Raw genomic sequence first — 15,442 nt, 5'->3', positions numbered from 1 at the left:
AATAATGAAATTTATTGAAACAAAAATCCCCGAGGTAAAAATAATAGAGCCGCAAGTATTTGGTGACGAGCGCGGCTTTTTTATGGAAACCTTTCGCACATCGCTTTTTAACCAGCACTGCGGCGAGCGCACCTTTGTGCAAGAAAACCACAGTAAATCGGCGCATGGCATACTGCGTGGCTTACACTACCAAACACAAAATACCCAAGGTAAGCTAGTACGTGTTACCCAAGGCGAAGTGTTTGACGTAGCGGTAGATATGCGCAAAAGCTCGCCTACCTTTGGGCAATGGGTAGGGGTAATGCTGTCTGCCGAAAATAAACGTCAGCTTTGGGTGCCAGAGGGGTTTGCTCACGGCTTTTATGTAACCACTGAAAGCGCTGAATTTGTATATAAGTGTACCGATGTATATAACCCAAATGCTGAGGTATCAATTAAGTGGGACGACCCAACGCTTAAGATAGATTGGCCATTAGTAAATGGTAAAGCGCCTCTGCTTTCAGCAAAAGATGAAGCTGGCCTTGCATTTAATAATGCACCTACGTTTAATGAATAAAAGTTAGCAAAGCATGAAAGTATTAGTAACAGGTAAAAATGGCCAGTTAGGTAATGAGCTTGCCAAACTATGCCCTAGCAATGTAGAACTTGAGTTATTTAGCAGTAAAGAATTAGATATAACCAATATGGCTGCGTTAAACGAGGTGTTAATTACACACTCACCAGATGTGGTGATTAACGCAGCAGCCTATACGGCGGTAGACAAAGCCGAAACCGATATAAAACAGGCCTATGCTGTAAACGAGCAGGGCGCTGCTAATTTAGCGACTGTGTGTAAAACAATTGGTGCTAAATTAATTCATATATCAACCGATTTTGTGTTTGATGGAACAAAAACCACCCCCTACGAAGCAAACGACATAACCAATCCTTTAAGTGTGTATGGTGCATCTAAATTAGCGGGCGAGCAAGCTGTGAGCAATCTATTAGGCAGCCAAGCTATAATTGTGCGCACTGCGTGGGTGTACTCTGTTTTTGGTGGGAACTTTGTCAAAAGTATGTTGAATTTAATGCAACAAAAACAGCAATTAGGTATAGTAGCAGACCAAGTGGGTACACCAACGTGGGCTGCAGGGCTTGCTAATATGTTATGGGCATTAGCTACTCAACAAAATCAAAAAAACGGTATAAATTCAACACTAAATAGCAATAAAACAACAATTTTAAATTGGACTGATGCAGGTGTTGCCTCGTGGTACGACTTTGCTGTAGCAATACAAGAACTTGCTATAGAAAAGGGGCTGTTAAGTAAAGCAATACCAATACGCCCTATACCGGCAACTAGCTACCCTACACCGGCAAAGCGCCCCGCGTTTAGCGTGTTAAATAAAGCGCAAGCAGAACAGTTGAGTGGCGTGCAAACAATACATTGGCGTTCACAGTTAAGTGATATGTTAGATGAACTAGCGCTAAAAATTTAACCCGTAGACGCGTTATTAAAAGCTTCTCGGTTCAGCGTCTCTGTGCTCTCGGTGGCAAAAATGGTTTGGGCTAAATGCACAAAGTGATTAAGAGATTGTTATCACCACAGAGAACACAGAGAAGAGAAGGAGAAGTAATAGTTACTTGTAGACGCGCAGCTTGCTGGCGTTATAAATAACTTCTCAGTTTAGCGCGAAGCGACTCTGTGCCCTCGGTGGTAGATTTGTTTTTAAATAAACAACGAAAGTGATTTTATTACCACAGAGAACACAAAGAAGAGAAAGAGAAGCAATAGTTACTTGTAGACGCACAGCTTGCTGGCGTTAATAACTTCTCAGTGTAGCGCGCAGCGCCTCTGTGCTCTCGGTGGTCAAATTGTTTTGGTTTAAGCCCATTCAAGAGATTAAGAAATTATTATCACCACAGAGAACACGGAGAAGAGAAGGAGAAGATCTTTCTCAGTGCAGCGCGAAGCGCCTCTGTGCTCTCGGTGGTCAAATTGTTTAGGGTTAAGCCCATTCAAGTGATTAAGAGATTATTATCACCACAGAGAACACAGAGAAGAGAAGGAGAAGATCTTTCTCAGTGCAGCGCGAAGCGCCTCTGTGCTCTCGGTGGTCAAATTGTTTTGGGTTAAACGCATAAAGTGATTAAGAGATTATTATCACCACAGAGAACACAAAGAAGAGAAAGAGAAGTAATAGTTACTTGTAGACGCACATTGCTGGCGTTATAAATAACTTCTCAGTGTAGCGCGCAGCGCCTTTGTGCCCTCGGTGGTAGATTTGTTTTTAAATAAACGATGAAAGTGACTTTATCACCACAGAGAACACGGAGAAGAGAAGGAGAAGATCTTTCTCAGTGCAGCGCGCAGCGCCTCTGTGCTCTCGGTGGTCAAATTGTTTTGGGTTAAACGCATAAAGTGATTAAGAAATTATTATCACCACAGAGAACACGGAGAAGAGAAGGAGAAGATCTTTCTCAGTGCAGCGCGAAGCGCCTCTGTGCTCTCGGTGGTAAAATTGTTTTGGTTTAAGCCCATTCAAGAGATTAAGAAATTATTATCACCACAGAGAACACAGAGAACACAAAGAAGAGAAAGAGAAGTAATAGTTACTTGTAGACGCACATTGCTGGCGTTATAAATAACTTCTCAGTGTAGCGCGCAGCGCCTTTGTGCCCTCGGTGGTAGATTTGTTTTTAAATAAACGATGAAAGTGACTTTATCACCACAGAGAACACGGAGAAGAGAAGGAGAAGATCTTTCTTAGTGCAGCGCGAAGCGCCTCTGTGCTCTCGGTGGTAGATTTGTTTTTAAATAAACGATGAAAGTGATTTTATTACCACAGAGGACACAAAGAAGAGAAGGAGAAGTAATTATTACTTGTAGACACACAGCTTGCTGGCGTTATTAATAACTTCTCAGTGTAGCGCGCAGCGCCTCTGTGCCCTCGGTGGTAGATTTGTTTTTAAATAAACAACGAAAGTAATTTTATTACCACAGAGAACACAGAGAAGAGAAGGAGAAGATCTTTCTCAGTGCAGCGCGAAGCGCCTCTGTACTGGAATGTTTTTTGAATGAGTTATAAACCTTACTTTTTAGGCGAGTAAAGTAAATGTTTTTGAATAATTTGTAGTTTTGCAACTTACTACTTGTAATGATTAAGTAGGACTGTAGAACCAGATAAAATGGAATAAAAAATGACAGTAAAAAATCTATTAGTAACCGGTGGCGCAGGGTTTATAGGTGCCAATTTTGTACACTATTGGTTAGCAAACCACCCGCAAGATAAAGTAATTGTACTAGATGCACTAACCTACGCAGGCAATAAAGCAAACCTAGACCTAGTAGAAAACAACCCAAATATGACCTTTGTGCACGGCGATATTTGCGATACTGCATTAATAGAAAGCCTAATAGACACTCACCAGTTAAACACCATAGTGCACTTTGCTGCCGAGTCACATGTTGACCGCTCAATAACCGGGCCAGATGCCTTTATAGAAACAAATATACTAGGTACGTATAGCTTGTTAAAAGCAGCTAAAAAAAAGTGGATAGACGAGCCAAAAGCGGCGGGTAACGAGCCTTTAGCGCATCGTTTTCATCATGTAAGTACCGACGAGGTATATGGCACATTAAGTGCTACTGATCCTGCCTTTACCGAAGAAACAGCCTACGCACCTAACTCACCTTATTCAGCGTCAAAAGCAGCGAGTGACCATTTAGTACGTGCGTATCACCATACTTATGGGCTTGAAGTTACAACATCAAACTGTTCAAACAACTATGGGCCATACCACTTCCCAGAAAAGTTAATCCCTTTAATTGTAACCAACATACTTAACGACAAACCACTGCCTGTGTATGGCGATGGCCAGCAAATTCGTGACTGGTTATACGTAGAAGATCACGCCCGTGGTATAGAGCTAGTACTTAAAAAAGGCCGCATTGGTGAAAACTACAACATTGGTGGCAATAACGAATGGGCCAACATAGATATAGTTAAATTGGTATGTAAAGTAATGGGCGAAAAATTTGCAAACAACCCCGAACTTGCAAAGCGTTTCCCTAATGCAAAATCAGCTATAGAAAATAACGTTGAGCAACTAATTACTTATGTTGAAGACCGTGCAGGGCACGACCGTCGCTATGCGATTGATGCTACAAAAACAAATAACGAGCTAGGTTATGTACCAGCAGAGAGCTTTGAAACAGGTTTTACAAAAACACTAAATTGGTATTTAGACAACGAAGCTTGGTGGCTTCCTTTACTAGAAAGTAAATAATCATGTTTAAAAGAAAAAAATCAAAAACGCAGGTAAATAGCTCTAGTGCTGTTACTAAAGCAAATAATATGAGCAAGTCAAACACAAAGCTTGATATAGATTTTTATAAGAGTCTTTACAGCGATTTAGTAGCATTAAGTGAGCAAGAACTAATTGCGCACTGGAATAACTTTGGGAAAAAAGAAGGGCGTTTTGCAAATTTAAAAGATTATGTTGCACAATCCCCCGATATGCAGTTTGACCTAGACTTAGCATTCTACACACATTTTTATCCTGATTTGGCACAAGCGAATATTACTACTTTAGAAGACGCTAAAGTACACTGGCTCAATTATGGTAAAAATGAAGGGCGCTTAACGAATTTAAATAACTGGTTTGAAAAAAATAAACATGTAGGCCTTGCTTTTAATATTGTTGAGTACGATTTTGAAAATGTAATAGCGCTCAACACGGATTTAGCAGTAACCCTTGTTAACTTTTTAGATATGGCGTTAGGGGTTGTTGGTAAACCTATTAGGCTTTATGAGTCAGCAGAAAAAAACGCAACGTTTTATAAACATTTAGGTTTAAATATCTACAACCAATATAAAGCAACGGGTGATCAATCAAAGCTTCATAATGCGCGTAGTGCATGGCGAATTGCTTGTTATTTTAAGCAATCTAACGAAGTTATGGAAATAATAGCGGGCACTTATTTTGAGCAAAATGATTTTAGGACTGCTCAAAAAGCTTATGAGCACGGCTATGCAATAAATAATAAAATGAGTATAGGTGCATTAGGATCGTTACTCGCGTGTTTTGAAAAGCTAACAAATATAACTAGCGGGCTACGTTTTTTAATAAAATATAATCAAGACAACCCAGAGCAAACAGTTGCACTTGAGTGGATAGATAGTTTTTGTAAAAAATTATACGACGATAACCTAGGCGAAATGCAGGTATTAGGGAATTTAGACAAGCGTGAAACCTTAATAGATTGCGCCGAAAAATATTCCGACCATATTTATAATGCCTACTATCAGTACTATTCTACCGAGCAAGATGTTCCGCTTAAAAATAATTTAAATACTGAGCGTGTACTAATTATTGGCGACTACCATATACCGCAATGTATACGCTATCGGATTGACCAAAAAGTAGAGCAGTTAGAATCACAAGGTAAAACCGTTACAACAATTAACTGGACCGAGCTTGAGCAAAGCTATAACCAAGTGGCACTCCATGATGTTGTTATTTTTTACCGAACTCCAGCAGTGCCAAGTGTTTTAAAAGCGTTAGCGCAAGTTAATGCAAATGGTAAAGCGTCATTTTTTGAAATTGACGACCTGTTGTTTGAGCCTAGCTACCCAGCTCCAATAGAAACCTTTGGTGGCTATGTTGATATAAGTACCCATATAGAGCTGCGCAAAGCGCCTGCTAGTTTTGCTGCACTTGCCAAGCGTTGCCGATTTGGTATTGCCTCTACTGAGTTACTTCGTGAAAAACTAGCTAAACTAGTTAGTTCAAATATATGCTTATTGCATCGTAATGGCCTAGACGAGCATAACTATTTTACTAACTTTAAAAAGCCTGACAAAAAGACTATCGATATATTTTATGGCAGTGGTACACAAGCTCATAATACCGACTTTATTGAACTTGCCTTACCTGCACTTGAGCAAGTATTGAGTACAAATAACAGTGTAAGGTTAATTATTGCTGGTTATTTAGAGTTACCACAAAGCTTTAAGCAGCGCTTTAAAACACAGCTATTAACAGTACCACCAGTTAAAAGTATTAAAGCGTATTGGAACCTGTTAGAGCAAGCAGACATAAACCTAGCAATATTAAATGATGATATTGTAAATGGTTGTAAAAGCGAACTTAAATGGTTTGAAGCAGCGTGTTTAGGCGTGCCATCAATTGTAAGTAGTACAGCAAATTACCGTGATGTGATAAATCATGGTGAAGATGCACTTATGGTTGCCACTGTAAGCGAGTGGACAGATGCGTTAACCTCGCTGATTAATAGCAACGAGCTACGAGCAAATATTGCTACCAAAGCACTTGAGCGTGTAAAAGCTGAATATACAGTTGAGGCATTAGGTGAAAAGCTAGTAAACGATATTACAAACACAGTAGCCGTTACCGAGAAACCTAAAAAGAAAATAGCGCTTGTTAACGTGTTTTTTCCACCGCAATCTATTGGCGGGGCAACACGTGTGCTATCAGACAACTTTGATATTTTACAAAAACAATATGGCGATGACTTTGAGCTGGTTGTATTTACATCAGACGAGCGCTGCACCACGCCATACAAGCTAGAAACCTACCAACATCAAGGTGTAACTGTATATCGCTCTACCATATTGTTTAGAGAAAATATGGATTGGCACCCAAAAGATGAAAACATGTACGATTTGTTTGAGGAGTTTTTACAGCTTGAGCAACCTGATTTAGTGCATTTCCATTGCGTGCAGCGCTTAACGGCCTCGGTGGTAGAAGCAACTAAAAATAACAACATACCTTATATTGTTACAGCGCACGATGCGTGGTGGATATCGGACCATCAATTTTTAATTGATCAAAAAGACAACGTATACCCTAATGGCCACCCAGATATGTTTGCCCCACGCGTTTTACCAAATAACGTATCGTTAAGTGATTCAATAGAACGTATAAACTATTATAAAGAGCTGCTGAATGGTGCGACTAAATTACTTACCGTATCGGAATGTTTTGCAGATATTTATGCACAAAACGGATACCCCAATATAGTAGTAAATAAAAATGGTATTAGCTCTACGATGCAATGGGCACCTAAAAATACAGACTATACCGATAATGTAGTGTGCGCCCACATTGGCGGCATGGCTAACCACAAAGGGTATTTTTTATTAAAACAAGCTATAGAGAAACAGCAGCCTAAAAACCTCGAAATGCTAATAGTTGATCACTCAAAAGAGCAAGGTTACGAGTACAAAACTACATGGGGAAAAGTACCAGTGACCTTTATAGGGCGAGTAAGTCAGCAAGGTGTGGTTGAGCTGTACCAAAAAATAGATGTGCTATTTGCGCCTTCTTTATGGCCTGAAAGCTATGGTTTAGTAACACGAGAAGCAACTGCAAGTGGTTGTTGGGTTGTTGCAAGCGAGTTAGGAGGGATTGGTGAGGATGTTACGCTTCAAACCGGTTTCGTAATTAAACCTAATATCAACGAGATCATGGATGTCACTCATAAAATAAATAAAAATAGAGCTACATATAAAGGACTTTCTTCAGTAGAACAAAAAAACATCAGGTTTGCTAAAGAGCAAGTTGATGAGTTATATCGTTATTATCAAACTGATTTTAATTTATAGAAGGCTAACATGATTAAAAACTTAGAAACTAATGTTATATCAAACAGTTTAGTGTTGAATTTTGAAAGTGAGGTTGAGCCTGAGATCTTATTTACAGCAGGCTCTAATTGTAAATGGGATATAACACGAAAAATAGAATCAGAATGCTCATATCAATTAAATGTAGATATAAGAACATATAATTATCTGGAGGTGGAGCTATTTATAAATGATTATCAAGTTCACCTAGATAAGTATTATTTAGATGAAAGCAAATTTTACGATGATTTTTATATGACTGAAACATTAATAAATGCTTCAGCTAGAAACTTATCACCAGATGAAATTTTTTTTGTAGGACTGGCTTATATACGCAAAATACCGTCAGATAGCCCATATTTAGGGGCTTTAATAACACTATTATCTTATCGAGTCTTAGACGACATAAATGAAAGAGCTTATCTATTTGATACTGTTTATGAGCAAAAGAAATTATTTGATAGCTCAATAAACGCTACAAATCCCCATAGTATTAGATGGTTTATTTCTTCTGCATCGACATTTACTATGTTAGCGCTAACCCTAGGTAAGGTAGATGTTGGGTATATAATCCTGAAAAAGCTTCAAGAGCATTCACATCTAGCAGAATTCAATCCGCTAAGTTATTGGAATTACTGCCAAGCAATGACTCTACTTGGGTTAATCCATGTCGATAGAGGTGATAAAAAAGAGGCTGGTACTATCTTTATTACTACCTTTATTTTTTCAAGAAATTCATTAATTGACATTTATAACCCTAGAAATGATTGGTTGCTAGGTCAACTTTCTGACTGTACAGCAATACTTGAGCTTGGAAAGCTTTGCTTAATTTCTGGAACGAAGTGCTTTGATAATAAAATCCCTAGTTCATCAAGAGTTTGCGCGTTTAATGCTAATGATAAAGAAGTGAATTTATCTCCTTTATTTATTCGTTTTAGAGGACTAAAGCTAGAGAATTCAAATTTTTTCAATCGTGTTAAAGCCGAAATTGTTAAGGTGAAATAAGTGGTCAATACGAGAAGGTTAATCGTAGGTCCTAGCCACGTAGTTCGATGGGAAAATGGTGTAAAAAATAGTACTTTAAAAAATATTGAGGATACTACATATTTTGCTTGCGGTGGCTTACCAATTTGGGACAAAGAGTTATTTAAATATATAAAAGAGCATCAGGATGAATTCGACGAAATCACTATTTTAGTCGGAGATTTTCGTTTTGGTAACACTTTTCAGTTTATTGATAGTGTACGGCATACCGGAATAGAAAAAAAATATATAACATTTGATAATGATAAATATCTATATAAAAAATGTTTAAAAGCTCTGGTTGAGCTTTCGGAAATACCGAGTGTTAGCTTTATATTTTGGGACTTAGCTATTAGAGAGTATGAAAACAAGAAAAAAAAGAAGTATTTAGTAAATAATGAATACCAACATCCTATATGGAATTTATACGATCTTGAAAATAAATTTAAAGAGCGCGTGTTATCAATAAGCCAAATTCTACAATATGATTTAGATTTTTTATTTATTGACTCTAGTTTGCACCCTTCTGTACTGGGGTTCGACTTTCTTCGAACTTTAATTCTAGAAAAAGATACTACGTCATCTTTATTAAGTTGTTTAAGGCTAAAAAAGAAAATTAGTAACTATTTGTTTACTAATGAGGAGATAGTAATTTGTGGAGTGTCCAAGTTATATAGAGCTCTTTTGATGTATGTTCAAAAAGGAATAATACACTTACCTGATAATATTCAATTTTCACGAGCTGATGATGCTCTCTTTTGCAAAAGACAAGAGAAACGAAGGTTAATATTTTTAACAGATCAAGTTGAACAGAATAAGTTAGAAGAGCATGAAATATATAAAACAAAAGCTAAATGGAGAACAGTTGACATTTTTAACTCAGGTTATCCGTTATATGCAGATGATCATCTGTTATATGAAATAGCTGGAGGCTTACCTAACGCTTTTTTTATTATATCAATCCTTAATAATCTTCTGATGAATAATAAGGTGTTTATTAGAGAAGAATATCTAGAAACATACACAAAATTAATTAATTAAACGGATAGAGAATATTTATGAATATTTTAGATTGTACATTGCGTGATGGCGGTTACTACAACAATTGGGACTTCGAACCAGAAGTTGTTAGCGCATATTTAGATGCAGTAGCCGAGGCAAAAATTGAATTTGTTGAATTAGGTTTACGAAATTTCCCTAAATCTGGTTTTTTAGGCGCCTATGCATATACAACAGAAGCACATATAAATTCATTAGATTTACCAAAAGGGCCAACTTACGGTGTTATGGTTGACGCTAAAACTATTTTAGAGTCAGGTTTTAGTGTTGAAGTTGCGGTAAAAAAACTATTTGTACCAGCGAGTGAGAGTAAAATAGATTTAGTACGTATTGCTGCGCATTTTCATGAGGTTGAAAACTCGGGGCCGATAGTTAAACAACTAAAAGCGCTTGGCTACATAGTGGGTTACAACCTAATGCAAGCCGGTGGTAAACCTGATGATGTTATTGCTGACAAAGCACGCCAAGCAACAGAGTGGGGCGGGCTAGATGCACTTTATTTTGCTGACTCACTAGGTAATATGGATGGTGCAGAAGTTACCCGTATTGTTAATGCGCTACGCACAGAGTGGAATGGCCCACTTGGCATACATACCCACGATAACATGGGCAAAGGGCTTGATAATACGTTAACTGCAAAAAGTTTAGGTGTTACATGGCTTGATACTACAATTACAGGTATGGGCCGTGGGGCTGGTAATACACAAACCGAAAGTTTACTAGCGGTACTTGATAAAGAAGGCTCTGTATATAATGCTAAGCCTATTTACGAGTTGGTAATACGCCATTTTGAACCTATGCAGAAAAAGTATGGTTGGGGTAGTAACTTACTTTACTTTTTAGGGGCGCAATATGATGTGCATCCTACTTATATTCAAAACTTATTATCTAACACGCATTACGGCACCGACGAGATAGTGGGTGCTATTGATTACTTAAGTAAACTTGAAAGTACCACGTCATATAATGGGGCTATTTTAAATACTGCCTTATCATTTAACGAAAGCACTGCTGAGGTTTCAGGTTCAGAAGCTACTATAGGTGTATTTAATAATAAAAATGTACTCTTAGTTGCTAACGGGCCAAGCACACAAAAGTATTTAACTGCTATTAAGCTTTACATAGAGCAATTTAAGCCGGTAGTTATATCTATTAATATTAATGAGTCATTACCAACTGACATGATTGACTATTATGTGATTTCGCATAACTCTAAGTTTTTAGCTGATGCTCAGCGCTACCAAGCACTTAACAAGCCAGTTATTTTACCAGTACATCGTTTTACTAAGGATGAACTTGCGCTTATGGATAACCTTGAGCTTATTGACTACGGTTTAGAGGTTAAAACAGGTAAGCTTGCATCAAACAAAACTTACGCTGTAGTGCCTTCAGATATTACCACTGCATATGTACTCGCAATGTTAATGGAGTCACAGCCTAAGTCGGTAAAATCAGTAGGTTTTGATGGTTATGATAAAAACGACCCTCGCCAGCAAGAAATGATCAATATTTTAGATTTATATACCAAAAATGAATCAGCAGTAGAGGTTGTATCTTTAACGCCAACAACATATCCATTAGTGAAAGGTTCAGTTTATGCACCCGATTGCTAATTACGACGTATACATATTTGACTGTGATGGGGTAATTTTAGACTCTAATCAATTAAAAATAGATGCAATGGAGAGCGCCTTAGCGTCAATAATAAATGACTCTAAAAGAGTAAATGTTTGCGTAGATTACTTTCGCAATAATTTTGGCCGATCGCGCTTTCATCATGTTGATGTGTTTGTCGAGCAGTTTTTGCTGCTTGATGATACAGCTAAAGATAAAATTAAAGGCGATATACTCCAAGCTTATTCATCTCAATGTAAATCGCTTTATTTACAAGCTAAATTAACACCCGGCTTTATTGAATTTATTAACCAACTAAACGGCAAAAAATACATAGCCAGTGGCTCTGAACAGCAAGAGCTCAAAGAGGTTTTTAAGGTGCGTAATTTAGACGTTTACTTTGATGATATTTTTGGTTCGCCAACTAAAAAATCTGATTTAGTTGGTAACATTCTACAAATTACCAATAGCAATAACGCTATCATGTTTGGTGATGCGATCTCTGATTTAGAGGCTGCTCAGGCCAATAGTATTAATTTTATTGCTTACTTACCTTACTCAAATGTAAAAGCTAGTTTAGCTGAATTAGCATCAAAAATTAATGCACCAACAATAAATGCTTGGAGTGAATTACAATGATCACAGCTTTTTTACCTTGTAGAAAAGGTAGCCAACGAATTCCTGATAAAAACGTTAAACCATTTGCAGGCATTGAAGGTGGTCTACTAAGAATTAAGCTAGATCAACTACTTGCATGTTCTGCTATTGACTCAATATTAGTATCATCAAATGATGAGCGTGTTTTAGACTTTGCAGATAAAGTAAATGACTCTCGAGTAATAATAGATAACAGACCTGACCATTTAGGTAGTAGCTCAACTACTACTGATGAGCTAATTAAATATGTGCCCTCTATAATTAAAGAGGGGCATGTTTTATGGACTCATGTTACCTCTCCATTTATTACTGAAATTGATTACGCCAATATTATAGCGACTTACTTTAAGCAGTTAGACAACGGTTATGATTCACTAATGACTGTGCTTAAGTTACAGGGCTTTATTTGGGATGATAAAAACCCAATAAGTTATGATCGAAACGCCTTAAAATGGCCAATGACACAAAATATTAAACCTCTGTTTGAGGTTGATAGCGGTGTGTTTTTATCTTCTGTGGATAATTATAATCAACTAGATGACAGAATTGGTACACAACCATTTTTATTAGAGCAGCCTAAAATTAAATCTGTTGATATAGACTGGCCTGATGATTTTGTTTTTGCGGAAGAGCTATGGAATAAACAAGTAAAGAATCTGTAAGTAGTATTAATGACTAGAAGTCTGGTTCCTAAATTATCGAGCTAACATACTATTAGCTCGATAATTTAGGAAACAAGAAAGTATAGTTATTTTTCCTTATTTTTATATTAATGGCTAAAATATTAAAGATGATCAGGCGATTTTAATACGAGCTCTACGCGATGGTTTTTTTGCCTGTTTTTGCCTGTTTTGGTCTGTGTTGTTCATTGCTTCTGGCGCTACCGGACCTACACCAACAGGGTGTAATCGGCTTGAGTCTATTTGGTACTTGTTAACCAAGCTGGTTTACTACCTCTGCAGCACGGCGTGCTGATAAGTCTTGGTTATAGCTGTAAGCCCCTTTATTGTCGGTATGTCCTACAAAGTATAATGACACATTGCTAGCTTGCTCTAAAAATGCAGAAATTTGCGCGAGTCGCTCGCTTGAACTTGGCTTAAGAGAGTGGCTGTCAAAGTCAAACTCAATACCGTATAGCGATATGCTCCCCGTGCTTTTAATTTGTTTGCCTATGGTGTCGGCATCTACATTTAGTGCCACTTTACTCATTTCGCGCTCTTCAATTATATCAACAACGAGCTCAACTTCTTCACTGCCCCTACGCTGAAAGCTATAAAGGGAGGTATAAATACTCCCTTCAGGTGCTTTTTTTTCTGCTGTAAAAAGGTAGTAGTGACTTTTTTTATCAATATTGTATATGTCACTTTTGTGGTTTTTTACAAATATGGTATTTTTTAAGTTATCGCGTAAAACCATGTTGCCACACGTTGATGCCTTGCAGTTATGCAATATGGTAAACCCTGCTTGTTGTAGTGCGTTCATATAGTTTTTATATACGGCGTAGGGGCCTACTTGTTTGTCTATACGGTAGTTAACCGTGATAACTTTGCCCTCTACTTTTTAGGGGCTTTTAAGCTTGTATGATGGAGTGGTTTAATTACAAAGTTTTGCGCTATTTTTACACCACTGCTAGGTAGTGGTATTTCGGTTAGTTGTTCGTAACTAGCCAGTAAATCATTTGAGCGGTTATTTTGGGCAATAATGATAATAGCTTGCTCACGTCCGTCGATTGGTTTTATTGCCGTTAAAAAACCAAATCTATTTTCTACATTGTGTAGGTCTATTCCATACAAATTATTATATCTAAAACTCTTAATCATGGCGTTTCTGAGCGGTTTTATATTGCAATCTTTTAAACAAGATAAGGCACAGTATAGCCCTCATTTTGTAATTTTTGTTTAACGTCGGTTAAGTAATAGGTCTGACTAATTTGCTCTGAGGCATCTACTTTTTGAGCGTATACATGGTACTGCTCTTCAAGTGTTTTAAATTGCTTCTTATTTGTATTAATAAGTATGTCTAGGGGGGTATCGTATGAAGCACGTGAGAGGCGTTTGGCGTTAGGGAGTTTATCTATTACCTCGCTATTGTGGGGGGGAATAAGCCCGATAACAGCATGAATGCAGAGTGTTGTTGCTTTTTCATTATTTTCTTCCTTGAAAATATTAATAAATAAAAATTATATTATTTACGGGTACAAGTAAAGGGGAGCATATTTTGTATGCGGCTAACTTGCTGGCGCATTTAGTTATAATTTCTCTGAGAAGCGCGAAGCGCCTCTATGCACTTTAATAAAATGGTCTGGTTAAACACATAAAGTGATGAAGTGATTGTTATCACCACAGAGGACACGGAGAAGTGAAGGAGAAGCGCTAATAACTTCTCGGTGTAGCGCGCAGCGCCTCTTTGCTCTCGGTGGTAGACTTGTTTTGGGTTAAGTGCACAAAGTGATTAAGAGATTATTATCACCACAGAGGACACGGAGAAGTGAAGGAGAAGAGCTATTAACTGCTCGGTGAAGCGCGCAGCGCCTCTGTGCTCTCGGTGGTAGATTTGTTTTAGAGCAAAGACCTAAAGTAACTGTTATCACCACAGAGGGCACGGAGAAGGAAAGGAGAAGAGCTAATAACTACTCGGTGAAGCGCGCAGCGCCTCTGTGCCCTCGGTGGTAGATTTGTTTTAGAGCAAAGACCTAAAGTAACTGTTATCACCACAGAGGGCACGGAGAAGGAAAGGAGAAGAGCTAATAACTTCTCGGTGTAGTGCGCAGCGCCTCTGTGCTCTCGGTGGTAGGTTTTTTTTGGGGAAGTGATGAAGAGATTGTTTTCACCACAGAGGCCACGGAGAAGAAAAGGAGAAGAGCTAATAACTTCTCGGTGTAGCGCGTAGCGCCTCGATGCACTTTAATAAAATGGTCTGGTTAAACACATAAAGTGATGAAGTGATTGTTATCACCACAGAGGACACGGAGAAGTGAAGGAGAAGCGCTAATAACTTCTCGGTGTAGTGCGCAGCGCCTCTGTGCTCTCGGTGGTAGGTTTTTTTTGGGGAAGTGATGAAGAGATTGTTTTCACCACAGAGGCCACGGAGAAGAAAAGGAGAAGAGCTAATAACTTCTCGGTGTAGCGCGTAGCGCCTCGATGCACTTTAATAAAATGGTCTGGTTAAACACATAAAGTGATGAAGTGATTGTTATCACCACAGAGGACACGGAGAAGTGAAGGAGAAGCGCTAATAACTTCTCGGTGTAGTGCGCAGCGCCTCTGTGCTCTCGGTGGTAGGTTTTTTTTGGGGAAGTGATGAAGAGATTGTTTTCACCACAGAGGCCACGGAGAAGAAAAGGAGAAGAGCTAATAACTTCTCGGTGTAGCGCGTAGCGCCTCGATGCACTTTAATAAAATGGTCTGGTTAAACACATAAAGTGATGAAGTGATTGTTATCACCACAGAGGACACGGAGAA

11 protein-coding genes are annotated in these 15,442 nt (G+C 38.2%); 9 read left to right on the top strand and 2 right to left on the bottom strand.

Annotation, left to right across the window (positions count from 1 at the left end):
* Window positions 1–4 precede the first annotated feature (4 nt).
* From rfbC to MTF64_RS12445, 9 genes are all read left to right on the top strand, one after another.
* A complete protein-coding gene (rfbC, locus tag MTF64_RS12485; RefSeq protein ID WP_248451570.1) occupies window positions 5–556 on the top strand; it encodes a dTDP-4-dehydrorhamnose 3,5-epimerase in 552 nt (183 codons plus the stop codon).
* Window positions 557–569: 13 nt separating this feature from the next.
* Window positions 570–1,478, top strand: coding sequence for a dTDP-4-dehydrorhamnose reductase (gene rfbD, locus MTF64_RS12480; protein WP_248451569.1), 909 nt, complete (start codon window positions 570–572; stop codon window positions 1,476–1,478).
* 1,702 nt (window positions 1,479–3,180) lie between these two features.
* On the top strand, window positions 3,181–4,269 hold the full coding sequence (gene rfbB / locus MTF64_RS12475; protein WP_248451568.1) for a dTDP-glucose 4,6-dehydratase: 1,089 nt from the start codon (window positions 3,181–3,183) through the stop codon (window positions 4,267–4,269).
* A 68-nt stretch (window positions 4,270–4,337) separates the two neighbouring features.
* Window positions 4,338–7,610: a glycosyltransferase gene (locus tag MTF64_RS12470; protein ID WP_248451566.1), complete on the top strand. Its 3,273-nt coding sequence runs from the start codon at window positions 4,338–4,340 to the stop codon at window positions 7,608–7,610.
* 9 nt (window positions 7,611–7,619) lie between these two features.
* A complete protein-coding gene (locus MTF64_RS12465; RefSeq protein WP_248451565.1) occupies window positions 7,620–8,633 on the top strand; it encodes a hypothetical protein in 1,014 nt (337 codons plus the stop codon).
* Window positions 8,634–9,692 (top strand): hypothetical protein, encoded by a 1,059-nt coding sequence (locus MTF64_RS12460; protein ID WP_248451564.1) that lies wholly within the window; start codon window positions 8,634–8,636, stop codon window positions 9,690–9,692. It begins immediately after the preceding gene.
* Between the two features lie 17 nt (window positions 9,693–9,709).
* Entirely contained in the window at window positions 9,710–11,323 is a 1,614-nt protein-coding gene (locus MTF64_RS12455; RefSeq protein WP_248451563.1) for an aldolase catalytic domain-containing protein, read from the top strand.
* Window positions 11,307–11,963 carry an HAD hydrolase-like protein gene (locus MTF64_RS12450; protein ID WP_248451562.1) on the top strand — a complete coding sequence of 219 codons (657 nt, stop codon included), beginning with the start codon at window positions 11,307–11,309 and terminating at the stop codon, window positions 11,961–11,963. Before MTF64_RS12455 ends, MTF64_RS12450 begins: the two co-directional genes overlap by 17 nt.
* Complete coding sequence (locus MTF64_RS12445) at window positions 11,960–12,643, top strand: acylneuraminate cytidylyltransferase family protein (RefSeq protein ID WP_248451561.1); 684 nt, start codon at window positions 11,960–11,962, stop codon at window positions 12,641–12,643. Before MTF64_RS12450 ends, MTF64_RS12445 begins: the two co-directional genes overlap by 4 nt.
* A 271-nt stretch (window positions 12,644–12,914) precedes the next feature.
* Here MTF64_RS12445 and MTF64_RS19990 read toward each other — a convergent pair whose 3' ends face one another.
* Both MTF64_RS19990 and MTF64_RS12435 read right to left on the bottom strand, forming a co-directional pair.
* Window positions 12,915–13,505, bottom strand: a complete 591-nt coding sequence (locus MTF64_RS19990) for an OmpA family protein (protein WP_248451658.1) — start codon at window positions 13,503–13,505, stop codon at window positions 12,915–12,917.
* 29 nt (window positions 13,506–13,534) lie between these two features.
* Window positions 13,535–13,801: a hypothetical protein gene (locus MTF64_RS12435; protein ID WP_248451560.1), complete on the bottom strand. Its 267-nt coding sequence runs from the start codon at window positions 13,799–13,801 to the stop codon at window positions 13,535–13,537.
* Between the last annotated feature and the right edge of the window lie 1,641 nt (window positions 13,802–15,442).

This window comes from Pseudoalteromonas sp. 2CM41L (assembly GCF_023161905.1).
Taxonomy (GTDB): domain Bacteria; phylum Pseudomonadota; class Gammaproteobacteria; order Enterobacterales; family Alteromonadaceae; genus Pseudoalteromonas; species Pseudoalteromonas atlantica.
This window is presented reverse-complemented; position numbering and strand designations above follow the sequence as displayed.